Genomic DNA, 16920 nt, shown 5'->3' with positions numbered 1-16920 from the left:
CCGTTCATGGTGTTTGTGGTGCATGGGGAACCATTGCTGCGGGGATTTTCTTGGAAAGTAACCCATTTAATTTGAATGTAATCGGTGTACAAGCACTGGGTGTTGGTGCGGCATTTATTTGGGGTTTTGGAGTTGCATTTATCATGTTCAAAGTACTGGATAAAGTTCTCGGTGGACTTCGAGTGTCACAACAGCATGAACAACGCGGTTTAGACTATACCGAGCATGCAGAGCTGTCTTATCCAGAGTTCCAGCGTGATTTAACGTTTGAAACTGACAATATTACTCATCGTCACTAAGAGGCGTTTGTTATGGCTGAATTAACTATTGAACAAAAGAAATTAGCAGTAGAGAAAGGCTTGGCTCAGTTTATGCCTGATACCGTTTTACAACGTGTTTTGCAATATTGGGAAAGTGAATATGGTAATCAACCTTCTTATGTTTTAAATCGTTTTCTGAGTGAGATTTGCACCAATGATGAGATGCGTCTACAGCGCAAAGATATGTTACGACAAGTATTGCATGAAATATCTGTAGTAGAAAAACAGCAACGCTTAAAAGTTAAAAATGACAAAAGCGTTGCTGTTCCAAAGCAAGGGGAGGAGGTCGTTGACTCATTTCAGGCATTCTATGATTTTGTCATGGCGATTTTAAAATCTGTGGCTCGAAATGATTATCTAGAGTTTGTTGAAGAAATACAGCTCAAAATGAAGAAGCATCGATCGCTTGCGGAGTATTGGTATACCGTTGGTTCTGAGAGGGAGTCTTTGCAACAGTTCTCACCACAAAATTATGCACCGATGATTACCGTACTTTATGCAATCTATTGTGACTTTTATGGTCCGATCAAAGCTGATCAGCTCTATGCGCTGATTAAAAATGATATCAAGCAACGCTATCCTGAGGTAGATGTAAAACAGTTTTTGTAGGCATAAAAAAGCGACCGATTCGGTCGCTTTTTTTGAGCTAATTTTTAAGCTACAGATTCTGGTGCACGCCATAAGCTTTCTAAGTCATAAAACTTACGCGCAGTAGGTAACATTACATGTACAACGACATAACCTAGATCGATTAAGATCCACTCTGCATCACGTTCACCTTCGACACCGAGTGGGCGGAAGCCTGCTTTACGTGCTTCATCAGCAACATTATCAGCAAGTGCTTTGACATGACGAGTTGAAGTGCCGCTTGCGATTACAATCGCATCGGCAACATTACTAATAGCACTTACATCAAGTTCTAAGATATCTTTGGCTTTTACATCAGTAAGGGCTTCATGTACAACTTTTAAACAAGCATGTACATCTTTGTTGGATGTTTTGATTTTTAGGTCGTGAGAATTAGAAGCGCTGGGCGATGGTTCTAAATTCATAGAGGGTATATTTTCCTGACAATTGCTCATTGTCAAATATACCGTTTTTCTCTATGGAATTCAAATTTCAGCAGTAACAGTTTATGTATTCACATCATTTGAAAAATACTTGTTTTTCCATGCAAAAGATTGATCTGATTGGGTTTTTGGTCTGTATTCAGCTGCGATTAGACCTTGGTAGTCACTTTGCAATAACCAGTCAAAGATCTGCTTGTATGGGATATTTCCAGTATCTGGCTCATTACGATTTGGGCAATCTGCAAATTGAATATGCCCAATTTGATGCAAATTTTCTTGCAAACCTGTCAGAACATCTTCACCCATCATTGCCATATGGTAGCAATCGTATTGCATTTTCAGTTTTGGATGATTAACCGCTTCAAGCATTTCTTGAGCTTGTGCAATATTTTGTACCAAAAAGCGGGGCATATCTGTGCCATTGATCATTTCAATAACAGGTTCAATGCCTTGTTCTGTGAGCATATGGCAAGCAAGTTTAAGGTTGTTTGAAAGCGTATTTAGGCAAGGCAGTAAATCAGCATCCAAGGGCTGTTTGCCTGCGAGGATATTTACACGAGATACATTGAGTGCATTTGCATATTCGATTGTAAGCTCTAAGGCATGATGAAACTCAAGCTCTCTTCCGGGTACACCTGCTAGTCCATTTCCGCCTTGCATGAGGTCGCCTGCTGGTACGTTGATCAAACCAAGCGATAAATTATATTGTTCGAGTTGAGTGCGTATATCCGAAATATCAAGCTCATAGGGGAACTGTATTTCTACGTGTTGGAATCCATGTGCGTGGGCTAAAGCAAAACGTTCAATTAACGGTACTTCAGTAAAAATCATGGATAGGTTGATGGCAAGTTGGCTCATTTTCAAACTCCCTGATTTCATAAATTATTGTTCTATATATTGAATGATAGTAGCTAAATCATTCTCAGCAAAGCCATTTTCTTGGTGGGCTTGTAACTGTTGTAGAGCTTTTTGTGCAACAGGTATGTTTAAGTTAAAGCCTTCTGCAAGTTGAACAGCATTATTTAAATCTTTAGAGAGAGTTTGTACTTTCCATTGCACGGGTTCAAAGGTATGAGTTGCCATGCGTGGTGCAAGAATTTGAAAGGGTTTTGAGTCAGCGAAGCCGCCTGCAAGTGCTGGTGCAAGTAATGTGGTATCGACACCAGCTTGATCGGCAAGTGCAACGGCTTCAGCAATTAAAGTACTATTTGCTGCCACGATTAACTGATTACAAATTTTGGTGGCTTGGCCAGTTCCAGATTCACCCATACGAGTGACACGTTGGGAAAGTACATCGTAAATTGGATTGAGACGTTGAATTGCCTCAGCATTTCCACCCGCAAAGATCACCAAAGTGCCTTGTTCTGCACCGAGTGTTCCACCTGAAACAGGGGAGTCAATCCATGTGACTTCTTGCTTTTGGCTTGCTTGAGCAAGTTCCAGTGTCACCGCTACGGAGAGACTGGAAAAATCTACAATGATTTGATTGGGTTGTAAGTAAGATTCAATTTGGGCAAAAACACTTTGTACAGCTTTATCATCGGCAAGACAGGTCAAGATCACGGGATATTTTGCGATTTCATCAAGTTCGAGTGCGAGTGCACCTTCTTGAATGAGCGGGTCGCAAGCATGTTGGCTACGATTCCATACAGCAACAGTATAGCCAGCCTTTAAAAGACGACTGGTCATCCTTGTGCCCATTAAGCCCATTCCTAAGAAGGCGATAGGGGTTTGTTGGTCGATTTTCATGCTGTTTGCCTATGCTTTGTTCTTGTCCTAAAGAAGTCTCGCAGAGTTGATGCGCTATTGCTAGTCAACCTTTACTGAATTAAGGGTTAGCTTGGAAAAGTGAGCTGTTGAATATAGGTAATCCATTCTTATTTTTATAGGAATGGATTTTTTTTGTTTATTTGTATTGGCGTGGGAGAAATTGCACTTCAGGGTTTTTATCCTTTTTACGTGCAAGTCCGCTATTTTTACCTAATAGCAGTTTAAGCTGCCACAGCTTTTCTAAGCGTAAAGCTTTCTCTGGTTGGTGTTCCATTGCGTCAAGTACACGTTTCGCTGCCATAATGGCATCTGGAGAGCGTTGAAGCATTTCTTGAGCAATCGTATTTGCTTTTGCTAATGGATCATTATCCAAATGCGTCACCAGACCAATTTCTTTAGCGTATTCAGCATCAAAGATACGTGCAGTGAGCGTAAGTTCTTTGGCTAAGTCAACACCAATAAGGCCTTTCAATGAACGAGTTAAGCCCATATCTGGCACTAAGCCCCAACGGCTTTCCATAATCGACATCTGAGTATTCGGTGTTGCAATCCGAATATCAGCAGCAAGCGCGAGTTGCATACCCGCACCAAAGCAATAGCCTTCGATTGCCGCAATCACTGGAATCGGCAGGTTCTGCCAAATCAAGAATGCTTTTTGGAATAAGCTTTGTCCTGGTTTGATTAGTTCCCATGCAGCAAATGTTGTATTTTTTGGATTGTTTAAATCAGAAAGGTCGATGCCAGCACTAAAGACATTTGCTTCACCCGTTAAAATGACACAACGAATTGAACGATCTTTTTCAATTTTCTTTGCAGTCGCAACCAATTCTTTCAGTAAAGCAAAGCTCATTGCATTACGTTTATCTGGACGATTTAAAGAGACTGTTGCGATTCCATTGTTCTTTTCAACGCGTAAAAGTGCCATCTGCCTTACTCTTATTGTGTTTGATGAGGCAGCATAGCATGAGTCCTAATCGCGAAACATGACACATCAGTCACATTAATTTTCATTAGCATATAGAACGAGATTTGCTGCTTGTCTGACTTGCTCAATCGCAAAATTCAACTCATTAAAACGATGATTGGTTTCATTAATGAATATCTCATCTGCTTTACGGCGTTCTTTGCGTAAGGTTGAAACAAATTGCTCAAATTCACCCGCAACACGTTGCAATGTCGGTGTCCCGACATATCGAGTAGCACCATATAAGCGATGTAGTACATGCTCTAATTGAGGGAAGTCTTCAAGTTCGATCAGTTGTTGCATTTCAGTGAGTTCACCCTCAAAGCTGTCAACTAACATTCGCAATAAATCTTGAGCAAGGTCTTCTTTATTTGCTGCAAGCTGGACACTTTGCTGCCAATTTAGAATTTGTGGATCAATTGATTCGATTGGGTGTTTTTGCTCTGTGGCGATGGGTTGAGCGATAAAATTATTCTTAGTCCAATGGGTAAGAATTTGAATGATCTGCTCCATTTGGATTGGTTTTGTTACATAATCATTCATGCCTACTTTTAATAGTTTTTGTTTCTCATCAGCAAGCGCATGGGCTGTAAGCGCAATAATTGGCAGTTGCATGCCTGTATCTAAAGTCGACTCTAATGAACGTATTGCACGGGTGGTATCAATCCCAGACATAACTGGCATTTGAATATCCATAAAGACTAAGTCAAATGGCGGAAGATTTTGTTCGATACGTTCTTGAATAATATCAATCGCTTTTTGACCGCTCAGCGCTTTGGTAGTCGTGACATTCAATTCACCTAATAATGCTTCGAGTACGATCAGGTTTGGTAGATGATCATCTACTGCAAGGATGTGTAACCCTTGACCATTAAAGTCTTCTGGCTCTTGTTCGAAGATGGGTTGATTGCCCAACAACTGCACTAATTCACGACGGCTTAATGGTTGATACAGTGGGCGGGCGCGGTATTCATTCAGCATGTTTGGCTCAAGACTCATTTGATAGCCATAAACTGCTAAATTGCCACTATAACGTTGGCGGATTTCTTTGAGTAATGCTTCAGTATCACCACTATGGTCGACGATCAGCCAAGTGCTTTCTTGTTGATTTAGATGATTTAATCGACTAAATAAATCTAATATCGACTGCGTTTCGATATGTGAAACATGATAATTTTCTAAATACGAGCGTAGCACGCTTGCAGTTGCAGGGTGAGCCAAATAAGACACCACTTGCAAATGATCAAAATGTGGGTGCTCTACAAAGTCATGCTCTTCTTCAACTTTAAATAGGGCTGTGAACCAGAAAGTTGAACCTTTATCCGTTGGCGCACGATCTTGGTTATCTTCAAAGCCAATCTGACCATGCATCAAGTGTACAAGTTGCTTGGAAATAGCTAAGCCGAGTCCTGTACCACCGAATTGACGAGTGACGGAAGCATCACCTTGAGAGAAAGATTCAAATAAACGTTTGCGGTCTGTGCCACTTAGACCGATACCACTATCCTGTACGCTGAAATGTAGTAAACATTGGCCAATGTCATCATCTTCCATGCGGACACGAACAATGATTTCGCCGTCTGGTGTAAATTTGATGGCATTAGAAATAAGATTGGTGAGAATTTGTTTAAAACGTAACGCATCGCCAATCACATGCTGAGGAATGTTTTTAGCATAGTAGAATGCCATGTTGATATGTTTCTGCGCCGCTAGAGGAGAGAGCATATCCATCACATCAAAGATGGCTTCCTCAAGATCAAAAGGTGCGGTTTCGAGTTCTAATTTTCCTGCATCAATTTTAGAAAAATCCAATACATCATTGATCAATGCCAATAGGTGAGCAGAAGATTTACGAATCGTTTGTAGATAGAGATTTTGCTCATTACTTAAATTTTGTTGACGCAATAATAAGTGAATAAAGCCATCAATACTGTTCAGTGGTGTTCTTAGTTCATGGCTGATATTGGCTAAAAATACTGATTTTGATTGGTTTGATGAAATCGCTTGGTCGCGTGCTTGACGGTAAGTGATGTTCTGGACTTCTAAGGTATCTAAAGTACGACGTAAATCTTCTTCCGTTTGTTCTGTATGTTCTTTTAATTCTAAAAAGCTAAAGTGCAGACGCTTCACGACATTGGCAATATCTCTTTGCAATAGGCGTAACTCACCTGTGCTGTTAACGACAATATGTTGATCTAAAGTATCAGCATTAAGGCGTTGCATTTGCATACGAATTTCGTAGAGCGGTGCTAACCAGCGACGTGAGAATACATTTAAACAAAACAATAAAATAAGAAGTGTGATTAAGCCTGTCACAACTAAAGAAAGTAAAATTTTATAGCGTGCCAGCTCAAGCGGCTGGTTATCTAACTCGATCATGAGCCAAACAGAGTTTGGATTGCCAATATCTAGTTTTGAGCCATAGATACTGTTGTGATTATGTTTGATTGGCCCAAAGAAATTGCTGTTGTTTGGAAAGCTTGGCCAGAAGCGGTTATTTTGATAACCAACACTGAGATAAGTTTGACCTTTGTTGTCGATTAAAACCGCACGTTGTAGATTCTTTTCATCAAACATTTTTTGCAGAATGTTTTGCGCACGATCATATTGATCCGGACGTTCTTGTACGAGTCGGAGTAAATCAATTGCCGTTTGGTGATAGCGCGCTAAAATTGCTGAAGCATCAGAACGTTGCTGTTGTTTTGCTGCATTTGTTGTTTCAGATAAAACCCAAAGTGTCCCCACGCTGGTCAAAATAGCAATCGGCACTAAAATAAGTGCAATCAGTTGTCCGTAAGCATGATTGAGCCGTAATCGTTTCGATAAAGTTTTATTGAAATTGGACATAGTGCGGTCAGATTTATCATTCTGCAAAACATCTTAGCACGCTTTAATAACAGCGAGGCATTAGCAGCCAATAAAAAGCATATTGAAAAGGTGCAGTATTTCCGTTTTTTTCATACAATAGACGCCACCTTAATATCGGTGTCGATCATGACGAATACGCAAACTGATTTTCTAGCAGACGAATTTTTACTCGACTATTATGTTGGTAAAAGCCCACTGGTGCGTTTACAGCGTTTAGCAAGTCATACAAGCGCAACGGTATTAGCAAAATTAGAAGGCAATAATCCTGCTGGTTCAGTGAAAGATCGTCCAGCGTATAACATGATTATTCAAGCCGAAAAGCGTGGTCAAATTCAGTCGGGCGATACCTTGATTGAAGCAACCAGTGGTAATACAGGCATTGCGCTCGCTATGGTTGCAGCGATGCGTGGTTATAAAATGAAATTGATTATGCCAAATAATATGAGTCAAGAGCGTAAAGACGCAATGTTGGCTTATGGCGCAGAATTAATAGAAGTGACGCAGCAACAAGGTATGGAAGGTGCGCGTGACCTTGCCATGCAAATGCAAGCAGAAGGCAAAGGATATGTGCTCAATCAGTTTGGTAATCCAGACAATGTAGAAGCTCATTATCTGACTACAGGTCCTGAAATTTGGAAACAAACAGGCGGAAAGATTACCCATTTTGTGAGTTCAATGGGAACTACGGGTACAATCATGGGTGTTTCGAAATACTTAAAAGAACAAAATCCAGAGATTCAGATAGTTGGTTTGCAACCTTCAGATGGTTCAAGTATTGCTGGTATTCGCCGTTGGCCTGAAGAATATTTACCAACGATTTTTGATCGCAGTCGTGTTGATCGTATTATTGATATTCCGCAAATTGAAGCTGAACGCACTATGCGTCAACTGGCGCGTAAAGAAGGCATTAGCGCAGGTACTTCTTCAGGTGGCGCGGTTTGGGCTTCATTACGTATTGCGGAAGAAAATCCTGATGCGGTCATTGTTTGTATCATTTGTGATCGTGGTGATCGTTATCTATCAACGGGATTATTCTCCGTACAAGATTAGAATCTCCCTTGCGGAACTATACCGCTACTCATCTCGTTAATAAAGAGAAAAAGAGGGAGCTTGGGTAGCAATGCTACTCAGAAGTGATTTAATGAGATTTTAATATGAGCTTACGGTTTCCAATTTTAGTTTTTGATATTGAAACGCTAACTGATTTAAAAGCTGGCGCTCATTTATATCATCTTGATCTACCTGAAGCTGATGTTGAGCAAGCGCTGACTAAAATTCGTCGCCAAGAATCTGGGATGGATTTTCAGCGTCTTCCATTACATGAGATCGTTTGTATCTCAGGTTTATGGATCGATGAAAAAGGGTTTAGATTATTCTCTTTTAGCCAAGAGCAAAATTCTGAAGCTGAAATGCTGGCAAAGTTCTTGTCTATTTTTGATAAGAAGCAGCCAACGCTCGTGAGTTGGAATGGTTCGCAATTTGATTTGCCTGTGATTCTATTCAGAGCAATGTATCACGGTCTGTCAGCACCGAGTCTTTTTGACCAAGGTGAAATTGATAACCAGAAACGCTTCAATAACTATCAAAATCGTTATCATCATCGTCATGTTGACTTGATGGATGTGATGGCAATGTTTAATGGTCGTAATTTCCAAAAATTAGATGATATTGCTTGTCTTTTGGGCTTTCCGGGTAAGCGTGGTGAATCGGGTTATCATGTGCCTGAATATGTACGAACTGAACAATGGTTAAAATTAACGAGCTATTGTGAGGGTGATGTGCTTAATACATGGTTGGTTTACTTACGTTGGTTATTACTGAAAGGTCAACTGAATCAACAAGATCATCAACAGCTTACGCAAGCAACGATTGATTATTTACAAACTCAAACGCAACAATCAGATTTTTTACAGGTATGGCAACAAACATCGCAATATACTGTATTCACCGCTCAAACTTTTGCGCCCCAAATTTAGGTTCATCTTTTGAAACATAAAGCGAAACATCGACCAGTCCAAAATCCTATTTATACCTTTCAGATTGAAGCATTTTCGCATGAGGGGCGAGGGATTGCGCATTATGGTACGCATCCTGATCATCCTAAAGAAAAGCATGGTAAGAAAGTTTTCATTCGCTATGCTTTAGTTGGTGAAACGGTTCAGGCGAAAGTAACCCATCAGACCAGTCGACTTGAAGAAGCTGAGATGGTGAAATTAGAAAGTGAACCAGCAGCCTCGCGGATTGACCCCATTTGTCAGCATTTTGGGACTTGTGGTGGTTGTAGTTTGCAACATATAGATCCAATTGAGCAGATTCGTTTAAAGCAAAATGTTTTGCAGTCGCATTTGCAGCACTTTGCAGGTTTGCAACCTGAACAATGGTTAGAGCCAATTCGCGCAACTAAAACAGACTATCGTCGTCGTGCAAGAATTGGTGTTCGTTATATTGCGAAGCAGAATCGATTGGTGATGGGTTTTCGTGAACATCACAGTAATCATTTAACTGCGATTCAGCAATGCAAAGTACTTGATCAAACTTTGTCTGATGCGTTGCCAGAGTTGCGAAAATTACTCGAAAGTCTAACAGGCAAAGCGCATATTGGTCATATAGAATTAGCCATGGGCGACAAGGAGGTTGCGTTATTAATTCGTCACTTAGATGAATTAAATGTGTCGGATGTCAACCAATTGCGTCAATTTTCGTTACTCAGAGGGTGGCAGTTATACTTTCAACCGAAAGGTATAGAGAGTTTACATCGCGTTGATGATTCTCAGGCTGAGATGCGTTTGCACTACAGTTTGGACGATTTTGCAGTCAAATTTGCGTTCTCTCCACTCGATTTTACTCAGGTAAATAGTGAAGTAAATGCAAGAATGGTTCATTTGGCATGTGAATTGCTTAATTTACAAGAAGGTGAAAGGGTTCTTGATCTATTTTGTGGATTAGGTAATTTTTCTTTACCTTTAGCACGTTGTGTTGGTGAGACTGGTCAAGTCGTTGGTGTTGAGGCGAGTGATGAGATGGTACATAGAGCAACTGAGAATGCGAAAGCAAACCAGTACACTCAAGCCGTGTTCTTTTCACAAGATTTAACAAAAGACTTTTCGCATCATTCTTGGGCGAAGCAAGGATTTGATGCATTATTAATTGATCCTCCACGATCAGGTGCTTTTGAGGTTATGCAATATGTACCGAATTTTGGAGCGAAAAGAATCGTTTATGTTTCATGTAACCCATCTACACTGGCAAGGGATGCAGGTGTACTGGCACAATATGGCTATCAGCTCAAAAAAGCTGCAGTGATGGATATGTTTACGCATACTGAACATGTTGAATCAATTGCCTTATTTGAAAAAAATGAGCAGCTTGAAAAGATCGAAGAGATAAACGATTAGAAAATGAGTTACATATCCAGAGGAGAATGGTATGGTCACAGTACGTGAGCAGTTACCTGGACCGCTCCATGAGTTGTCCGAGGAAACGACTGTAGAACATGCCGCTGAAGCGCAAAGTGGTCTAGTGTCTTGGCTAGATCGAGTGCGTGATATCTTGGAAGGGGCAGAGCTAAAACAGCTTGAAAAAGTTGCACAGCTCACCTTGGAAAGAGAGTTGGAGTCCACGGTTAATCATCGTACCAATACCTTTAGTACAGGGATTGGTATGGCAGATATTTTGGCGCATTTACACGTCGATGAAGACACATTGTCAGCGGCAGTGTTATATCGTAGTGTGCGTGAAGGGTTCATTACTTTAGAGGATATTCAAGCACATTTTGGCGAGCAAGTTTTAAGCCTTGTAAAAGGTACGCTTGCGATGGGTAAACTGTCTGAGTTAATTGAAAAGAACAAACGATTAGAAGATCATTTCAATAATAATCAACGAGAGCATTTAAGCGGCATTTATAAAATGCTGATCTCGGTCACAGAAGATGTGCGCGTTGTTTTAATCAAATTGGCAGAACGAACCTATGCACTACGTGAACTTGCTACAGCAAGTAAAGAGCGTCAAGAGCGTGTTGCACGTGAAATTCTGACCATCTACTCGCCACTGGCGCATCGATTAGGTATCGCACAACTTAAGTGGGAGCTTGAAGATCTTGCATTCCGCTATTTAGCGCCTGAACGTTATAAAGAAATTGCATCATTACTTAATGAAAAGCGTTTAGAGCGTGAGCAATATATCCAGTTTGTGATTGATAAGCTTAAAAATGAATTAAGTGAAAATGACATCCAATCTGAAATAACAGGACGAGTAAAGCATATTTATTCGATTTATCGAAAAATGAAAAGCAAGAATCTGAGCTTTGATCAGCTCTATGATATTCGTGCGGTTCGCGTGCTCGTGAAAAACGTACCTGATTGTTATCATGCTTTGGGCATCGTGCACCAAATCTGGCGTCATATTCCAAACCAGTTTGATGATTATGTTACCAATCCAAAAGCCAATGGCTATCGCTCATTGCATACGGCTGTAATTGCTGAAAATAAATCTTTGGAAGTACAAATCCGTACTTTTGAGATGCACGATGAGGCTGAGCTTGGCGTTTGCTCTCACTTTAATTATAAAGAAGGTGAGAAAAATACCGACCATTCATTTAACCATCGTTTGCATTCTTTACGTGCAGTTCTTGAACATTATCAAGAACGCACAGAGACGACGCCACATGCTGAAGATGAAGAGTCAAATGGTATAGATCAGATTCAAGATTTTGAAAATTTTGAAAAGATTTATGTGTTCAGCCGTGATGGTGACATCAAAGAATTACCACGCGGTTCGACAGTTCTTGATTTTGCCTATCATGTGCATACAGAAGTGGGTAATAAGTGTTACGCTGCGCGTGTCAACCAACGTTATGTACCATTAACCTATACGCTTAAAACAGGTGAGCAGGTTGAAATTTTAACCAAGAAAGATCGTGAGCCAAATCGTGATTGGTTGGTAAATTCTTTAGGTTATATCAAAACAGCCCGTGCACGTGACAAGCTACGCCATTGGTTCAGACAACAAGATCGCAGCAAGAATATAGAAGTTGGACGTGAGCTGTTAAACAAAGAACTTGCTCGTTTAGCGATTCACCCAAAAAGTATTGATCTAAAAGATTATTGCTCACATTTTAATTTTAAATCTGGCGATGATATTTTAGTTGCGTTGGTCAGTGGTGATATCAGTCTGCATGCGTTGATTAATCAAGTTAATCGTCAGATGCATTTGGATCAAGATGAGCCAGAACTTGTTTTAAAACCTGCGTTAAATCCTCGTGCTAGTCATACGTTATCTGCGCATGGCATTTTAATTGATGGTTTGGATAACGTTGAACTACATATTGCTCAGTGCTGTCAACCAGTACATGGTGAGTCGATTGGTGGTTATATTACGTTGAATCGTGGTGTAAGCATTCATAAAGTTGCTTGTCCTGATTATATTCGTATGACGACACAAGAACCTGAGCGAGCTGTTGAAGCGGATTGGGAAATGCAGCCAACGCGTGGTCAGAGTGTACAAATCGTGGTTGAAGCATATGATCGTCGCGGCTTACTCAAAGACTTAACGCAAGTGATCTTCTCCGATCAAATTAATATCCGTCAGGTCAATACCATTTCTGAAGCAGATGGGATTGCCAATATGAAATTGTTGATCGAAGTGAAAGGCTTGGCTCAATTATCTCGCTTGCTTGCTCGTTTAGAACAGCAACCCGGAATTATTAGCGCAAGACGCTTGGTTCAGGGAAGTTAACAAAAAAGCTGCATGTAAATGCAGCTTTTTTTTATTAAGAACGTTTCGATAAGAAAATATTGGTGAGTCGATTTAAGAACTGTGGACTAATACTCGACAATTGATACATCAGCTTAGTTTTGATACCTACAGGGGTATGTGTAGGAATCAGGGCATGATCTTTTTGTTGTGCCAAATGCAGCACCTGCTTCGCCACATCGGCAGGGGTTAAATCCACACCAATATTTTGAATGCTCCCTGCATCCATATTTTTCACCATATTGGTTTGCACAAATAAAGGCATAACATCGAGTACCCGAATATTATGCTTTTGCCATTCCACATCAAGGGCTTCGGTTAAACCACGCACTGCAAACTTGCTTGCGGAATAAGAAGCCAAATCTGCTTGGCCATAAATAGCAGAAGCTGAGGAGAGGTTGATTACTCGTGCAAAACTAGCTTCTTTCAGATGAGCTAAAGCTGTATGACAACCATTTAAAACACCTTTGATATTAATATCTACTGTGCGGTGATGAGATTGGATCGTCGTATTTTCAAATGGCCCTGAATATAAAATTCCTGCATTATTCACTAAAATATTGAGTTCACCAGCCCAGTTTTTAAACTCCTGAAGTGCAATCTGCCATTGGCGATAATTACTGACATCAAGATAACCTGCTTTTGCATCTGTACCGAGTTCTGTTGCTAAGGCTTGGGCTTGTTCCTCATTAATGTCATAGATCCCTACTTTATAGCCATTTTTGTGAAATAAACGCGCGATTTCAGCACCAATTCCTTGTGCAGCCCCACTAATAAAAACACTATGTTGCATTACTTTCCCTTACTTTATATTGATACTTCTTGAGTGCGTGTATATTACGCATATGCGGCTTTAAGCTGCAACAATTTGCTTTAGTTTGGAGTCGATCATGGAAAAATTATTAAATATCATGCAAGAGTTAAGACAAAAATGTCCATGGGATCAACAACAAACACCAAGTAGTTTGACGCGTTATGCGATAGAGGAAGCTTATGAGGTGGAAGCTGCGATTCGAGTCGGTGATCTCGATGAAATCCGTAATGAATTGGGCGATTTACTTTTACAGGTTGTATTCCAATCTCAGATGTATAGTGAGCAGGGCGCTTTTAATTTTCAAGATGTCGTTGAGGCGATTAGTGAAAAGTTGATTCGCCGCCATCCTCACGTTTTCCAAGCAGGACAATATCAAAATTTAAATCCCGAACAAGTCAGTGAATTATGGAAGCAAATCAAGCAACAAGAAAAACAAGCTAAAGCAAAATCTCGATTAGATGAAGTCAAACATGCGCCAGCTTTAATACAAGCGCAAGAAATACAAAAAAAAGCTGCACAATTGGGTTTTGATTTTGAAACTTTAGAAGATGCTTATGGAAAGTTAGATGAAGAGTTGGGTGAGTTGCAACACGCGATAAAAGCACAAAAAGCCGATGAAATCGAAGAAGAATTTGGTGATTGCCTATTTTCTTTGATCAATGTTGGACGTAAACTTGGCCTGTCGAGTGAGACCGCATTGTTAGCAACGATTCATAAATTTAGAAGCCGTTTCGCTTTTATAGAACAACAAGCACAACGACAACATAAAGACTTGCAAGAAATGAGTTTGGCAGAGATGGATGAACTTTGGGAGCAAGCAAAAGTACAATTAAAACATCAGGGGACATCGAATGAATTTGCCGCAGCTACGCAGCAAACCTAATTTTTTATTTATTATTGTTTTATGGTTGGGATGTTTTTCTCAAGTGTATGCACAACAGTTTGATCAATCCTATGAAAAGTGGAAAGCACAGCAGCAAGCACGAGATCAGCAATTGGCAAAACAACCCAACAATAATTATTATTTATCTAGACCAAGCCAACAGCAAACAAATAAACAACTTTCATCTTCTGTAAATATTTCAGGCGATAAAATTAGTTTAAATCAAGCGAACTTAGCACAATTGCAAAGTCTAAGTGGTGTTGGGGTAAAAAAGGCACAAGCCATTATGGAATATCGCCAAAAGAATGGTGGTTTTAAAACGGTTGATGAGCTGGTAAATGTCAAAGGAATTGGGCCGAAATTGCTTGAAAAGAATAAAGCTCGACTCATTTTATAAGAGAAAAAATGAAATGCTGTTGCTAATCATGGCCGCTGATCTGTTGAAACTTCAACAGAATAAATTGCCCTTTGTGAGCGTTAGAGCTATGATTAGCGACAAATTGTTATTTACGTCCTGACGTAGGAGACAGTGTCTTTTGCAAACTTTGCGCGCGTCAAAATGTGGTTTGTCCACAACTCAACTTCCATCCTCTATTCTAGATGTAATTGATAGCCTGACTAAAGCTGGCTATGAGGCATATATTGTGGGCGGTGGTGTTCGCGATATGATGTTAGGTTTAAATCCTAAGGATTTTGATGCTGTAACTAATGCAACTCCAGCTCAAGTCAAAGAGGTTTTTGGTCGACGTTGTCGTATTATCGGACGACGTTTCGAGTTAGCTCATGTTTACTCTGGTCGAGAGTTAATTGAAGTTGCAACTTTCCGTGCCCCCCCTAAAAAAGCAGTCACTAGCGCATCTGGTATGATTCTGCGTGATAATAACTGGGGAACGATAGAGCAGGATTTTGCTCGTCGAGATTTTTCAATCAATACTTTGTATTACCAACCTCGTAAAGGTGTGGTGCTTGATTTCTGTCATGCGGTTGATGATATTAAAACACGCACATTACGTTTTCTAGGCGAGCCAGCACAGCGTTTTGAAGAAGATCCTGTGCGAATGTTACGTGCTTTACGTTTTGCTGCGAAACTCAACTTCGATATTGATCCATCTATTCTCGATGTTTTTGATATTGAAATGACGCAGTTATTGCGTGATGTCTCTCCTCATCGTTTATATGATGAATCTCAAAAGTTATTCACGATGGGGCATCTCAGTCGTGTGCTACCAATGTTGATTGAGTTTGGTGTTTGGAAGCAATTATTTGCAGAAATTCGTCCTGAGATCACAGCATTTATCGATCGAGCTGCAAGAAATACAGATCAACGTATTCAAGTCGGTAAAACCATTAACCCTGCATTCTTTTATGCAGTGTTATTGTGGAAGCCTTTCTTAGAGCGTTGTGATTTTTATCTCAACAAAGGTGTTGTGCCCGCTGAAGCGCGTGCGCAAGCTGGACTGGATGTATTAAAGCGTCAAGCAACGCGGACCATCATTCCACGGTTCGCTGAAACTTTTATTCGTGAAGTTTGGGAAATGCAAACTCGCTTACTCAATCCAAAACCTCAGCAAATTGAAGCACTCGCTGGGCATGCACGTTTCCGTGCAGGATTTGACTTTCTTCTATTGCGTGAGAAATCTGGCGATAACAGCACTGAAGGAATGGGCATTTGGTGGGAAAACTACCAAGAAATGACCATGGATCAAAAAGAAGCTGCTATTCGTCAATATAATCGTCAGCGTAGTAAGAATCGTCGCAAAGTTATCGAAGCTGATGAGCCTAAAACGACTGAAATCGAACCCTTGGTCAATGTACCTGAGCCAAGAAGTCGTCGCGCGAAAAAAGAGCGTGTGCGTGTAGATGAATCAGCAAACCGTTTTATTGAAAAAGCAACAGCTGATTCAGGGCAAATAAATGCTGATCATCCAATATTGAAACGGAAACGTGTACAACGTGATTTGAGCCAAGTTATTTTTGGGCCAACACAATGACGGTTCGTAGTTATATCGGTCTTGGTAGTAACTTGGGTGATTCTGAGCAAATTCTCCGAGAAGCAGTTGAGAAATTGGCAACATTGGGTTCTGTTCAGGTGTCTAGACTGTATCAAAGTCCACCAATGGGGCCACAAGATCAACCACATTACTTAAATGCAGTTGTGCGATTAGATACGATGCTTGAGCCTTTACCATTGTTAGATCAGTTACAGCAGTTTGAGCAAGACGCTGGTCGTGTTCGTTTACGACGTTGGGGCGAAAGAACCTTAGATCTTGATTTATTGATCTATGGTCAAGAGCAGATCCAAAATGAACGTCTTACCGTGCCGCATATTGGTATTTTAGATCGTGACTTTGTCATTATTCCCTTATTAGATTTAGATGCTCATTTACAGTTAAATGGTCATTCTTTAAAAGATTTAGAACTGGTACAGCAAGCAAACTTGACTGTAATAGCAGACCAGTCTTGGGCAACAGCTTAAGACT

The 16920-nt window shown here is 40.4% G+C and carries 15 protein-coding genes and 1 pseudogene; 10 read left to right on the top strand and 6 right to left on the bottom strand.

Going from position 1 to position 16920, the window contains the following annotated elements:
* Together B4237_RS03525 and B4237_RS03520 are read left to right on the top strand one after the other, a co-directional pair.
* Positions 1–299: pseudogene (locus tag B4237_RS03525) on the top strand (ammonium transporter); the annotation flags it as partial.
* A 12-nt stretch (positions 300–311) separates the two neighbouring features.
* On the top strand, positions 312–929 hold the full coding sequence (locus tag B4237_RS03520) for a hypothetical protein (RefSeq protein ID WP_286941411.1): 618 nt from the start codon (positions 312–314) through the stop codon (positions 927–929).
* A gap of 44 nt (positions 930–973) precedes the next feature.
* On the opposite strand, the gene rsfS is transcribed toward B4237_RS03520, so the two are convergent.
* The 5 genes from rsfS to B4237_RS03495 form a co-directional block, all read right to left on the bottom strand.
* Positions 974–1372 carry a ribosome silencing factor gene (gene rsfS, locus B4237_RS03515; protein WP_286941409.1) on the bottom strand — a complete coding sequence of 133 codons (399 nt, stop codon included), beginning with the start codon at positions 1370–1372 and terminating at the stop codon, positions 974–976.
* Between the two features lie 81 nt (positions 1373–1453).
* Positions 1454–2248 carry a hydroxypyruvate isomerase family protein gene (locus B4237_RS03510; protein WP_286941407.1) on the bottom strand — a complete coding sequence of 265 codons (795 nt, stop codon included), beginning with the start codon at positions 2246–2248 and terminating at the stop codon, positions 1454–1456.
* A 24-nt stretch (positions 2249–2272) separates the two neighbouring features.
* Complete coding sequence (locus tag B4237_RS03505) at positions 2273–3139, bottom strand: NAD(P)-dependent oxidoreductase (RefSeq protein WP_286941405.1); 867 nt, start codon at positions 3137–3139, stop codon at positions 2273–2275.
* Positions 3140–3296: 157 nt separating this feature from the next.
* The gene (locus tag B4237_RS03500; protein WP_286941402.1) at positions 3297–4085 is read right to left on the bottom strand and encodes a crotonase/enoyl-CoA hydratase family protein; all 789 of its coding nucleotides are present in this window, start codon (positions 4083–4085) and stop codon (positions 3297–3299) included.
* Between the two features lie 75 nt (positions 4086–4160).
* Entirely contained in the window at positions 4161–6971 is a 2811-nt protein-coding gene (locus B4237_RS03495) for a GacS-like sensor histidine kinase (protein WP_286941400.1), read from the bottom strand.
* Between the two features lie 147 nt (positions 6972–7118).
* On the opposite strand from B4237_RS03495, the gene cysM reads away from it, so the two are divergent.
* The 4 genes from cysM to B4237_RS03475 all read left to right on the top strand — a co-directional run bounded on the left by cysM (position 7119) and on the right by B4237_RS03475 (position 12725).
* The gene (gene cysM / locus B4237_RS03490; protein WP_286941397.1) at positions 7119–8042 is read left to right on the top strand and encodes a cysteine synthase CysM; all 924 of its coding nucleotides are present in this window, start codon (positions 7119–7121) and stop codon (positions 8040–8042) included.
* 104 nt (positions 8043–8146) lie between these two features.
* A complete protein-coding gene (locus B4237_RS03485; RefSeq protein WP_061516027.1) occupies positions 8147–8968 on the top strand; it encodes a 3'-5' exonuclease in 822 nt (273 codons plus the stop codon).
* Positions 8969–8977: 9 nt separating this feature from the next.
* On the top strand, positions 8978–10387 hold the full coding sequence (gene rlmD, locus B4237_RS03480) for a 23S rRNA (uracil(1939)-C(5))-methyltransferase RlmD (RefSeq protein WP_286941394.1): 1410 nt from the start codon (positions 8978–8980) through the stop codon (positions 10385–10387).
* 31 nt (positions 10388–10418) lie between these two features.
* Positions 10419–12725 carry a RelA/SpoT family protein gene (locus B4237_RS03475; protein WP_004881758.1) on the top strand — a complete coding sequence of 769 codons (2307 nt, stop codon included), beginning with the start codon at positions 10419–10421 and terminating at the stop codon, positions 12723–12725.
* A 34-nt stretch (positions 12726–12759) separates the two neighbouring features.
* On the opposite strand, the gene B4237_RS03470 is transcribed toward B4237_RS03475, so the two are convergent.
* A complete protein-coding gene (locus B4237_RS03470; protein WP_286941391.1) occupies positions 12760–13536 on the bottom strand; it encodes an SDR family oxidoreductase in 777 nt (258 codons plus the stop codon).
* A gap of 97 nt (positions 13537–13633) precedes the next feature.
* On the opposite strand from B4237_RS03470, the gene mazG reads away from it, so the two are divergent.
* The 4 genes from mazG to folK all read left to right on the top strand — a co-directional run bounded on the left by mazG (position 13634) and on the right by folK (position 16916).
* On the top strand, positions 13634–14440 hold the full coding sequence (gene mazG / locus B4237_RS03465; RefSeq protein WP_286941389.1) for a nucleoside triphosphate pyrophosphohydrolase: 807 nt from the start codon (positions 13634–13636) through the stop codon (positions 14438–14440).
* On the top strand, positions 14409–14837 hold the full coding sequence (locus tag B4237_RS03460) for a ComEA family DNA-binding protein (RefSeq protein WP_061517997.1): 429 nt from the start codon (positions 14409–14411) through the stop codon (positions 14835–14837). The genes mazG and B4237_RS03460 overlap by 32 nt, the downstream gene beginning before the upstream one ends.
* Positions 14838–14976: 139 nt before the next feature.
* Positions 14977–16431 carry a polynucleotide adenylyltransferase PcnB gene (gene pcnB, locus B4237_RS03455; RefSeq protein ID WP_286941385.1) on the top strand — a complete coding sequence of 485 codons (1455 nt, stop codon included), beginning with the start codon at positions 14977–14979 and terminating at the stop codon, positions 16429–16431.
* On the top strand, positions 16428–16916 hold the full coding sequence (folK, locus tag B4237_RS03450) for a 2-amino-4-hydroxy-6-hydroxymethyldihydropteridine diphosphokinase (RefSeq protein WP_023013681.1): 489 nt from the start codon (positions 16428–16430) through the stop codon (positions 16914–16916). Before pcnB ends, folK begins: the two co-directional genes overlap by 4 nt.
* Positions 16917–16920 lie beyond the last annotated feature (4 nt).

Source organism: Acinetobacter sp. UBA6526 (assembly GCF_002434875.1).
GTDB lineage: Bacteria > Pseudomonadota > Gammaproteobacteria > Pseudomonadales > Moraxellaceae > Acinetobacter > Acinetobacter venetianus.
This window is presented reverse-complemented; position numbering and strand designations above follow the sequence as displayed.

Excerpts from the sequence above, each read along its gene's own strand:
- B4237_RS03520 (WP_286941411.1), top strand. The coding sequence starts at position 312 with ATGGCTGAATTAACTATTGAACAAAAGAAATTAGCAGTAGAGAAAGGC.
- rsfS (WP_286941409.1), bottom strand. The coding sequence starts at position 1,372 with ATGAATTTAGAACCATCGCCCAGCGCTTCTAATTCTCACGACCTAAAA.
- B4237_RS03510 (WP_286941407.1), bottom strand. The coding sequence starts at position 2,248 with ATGAGCCAACTTGCCATCAACCTATCCATGATTTTTACTGAAGTACCG.
- B4237_RS03505 (WP_286941405.1), bottom strand. The coding sequence starts at position 3,139 with ATGAAAATCGACCAACAAACCCCTATCGCCTTCTTAGGAATGGGCTTA.
- B4237_RS03500 (WP_286941402.1), bottom strand. The coding sequence starts at position 4,085 with ATGGCACTTTTACGCGTTGAAAAGAACAATGGAATCGCAACAGTCTCT.
- B4237_RS03495 (WP_286941400.1), bottom strand. The coding sequence starts at position 6,971 with ATGTCCAATTTCAATAAAACTTTATCGAAACGATTACGGCTCAATCAT.
- cysM (WP_286941397.1), top strand. The coding sequence starts at position 7,119 with ATGACGAATACGCAAACTGATTTTCTAGCAGACGAATTTTTACTCGAC.
- B4237_RS03485 (WP_061516027.1), top strand. The coding sequence starts at position 8,147 with ATGAGCTTACGGTTTCCAATTTTAGTTTTTGATATTGAAACGCTAACT.
- B4237_RS03475 (WP_004881758.1), top strand. The coding sequence starts at position 10,419 with ATGGTCACAGTACGTGAGCAGTTACCTGGACCGCTCCATGAGTTGTCC.
- B4237_RS03470 (WP_286941391.1), bottom strand. The coding sequence starts at position 13,536 with ATGCAACATAGTGTTTTTATTAGTGGGGCTGCACAAGGAATTGGTGCT.
- mazG (WP_286941389.1), top strand. The coding sequence starts at position 13,634 with ATGGAAAAATTATTAAATATCATGCAAGAGTTAAGACAAAAATGTCCA.
- B4237_RS03460 (WP_061517997.1), top strand. The coding sequence starts at position 14,409 with ATGAATTTGCCGCAGCTACGCAGCAAACCTAATTTTTTATTTATTATT.
- folK (WP_023013681.1), top strand. The coding sequence starts at position 16,428 with ATGACGGTTCGTAGTTATATCGGTCTTGGTAGTAACTTGGGTGATTCT.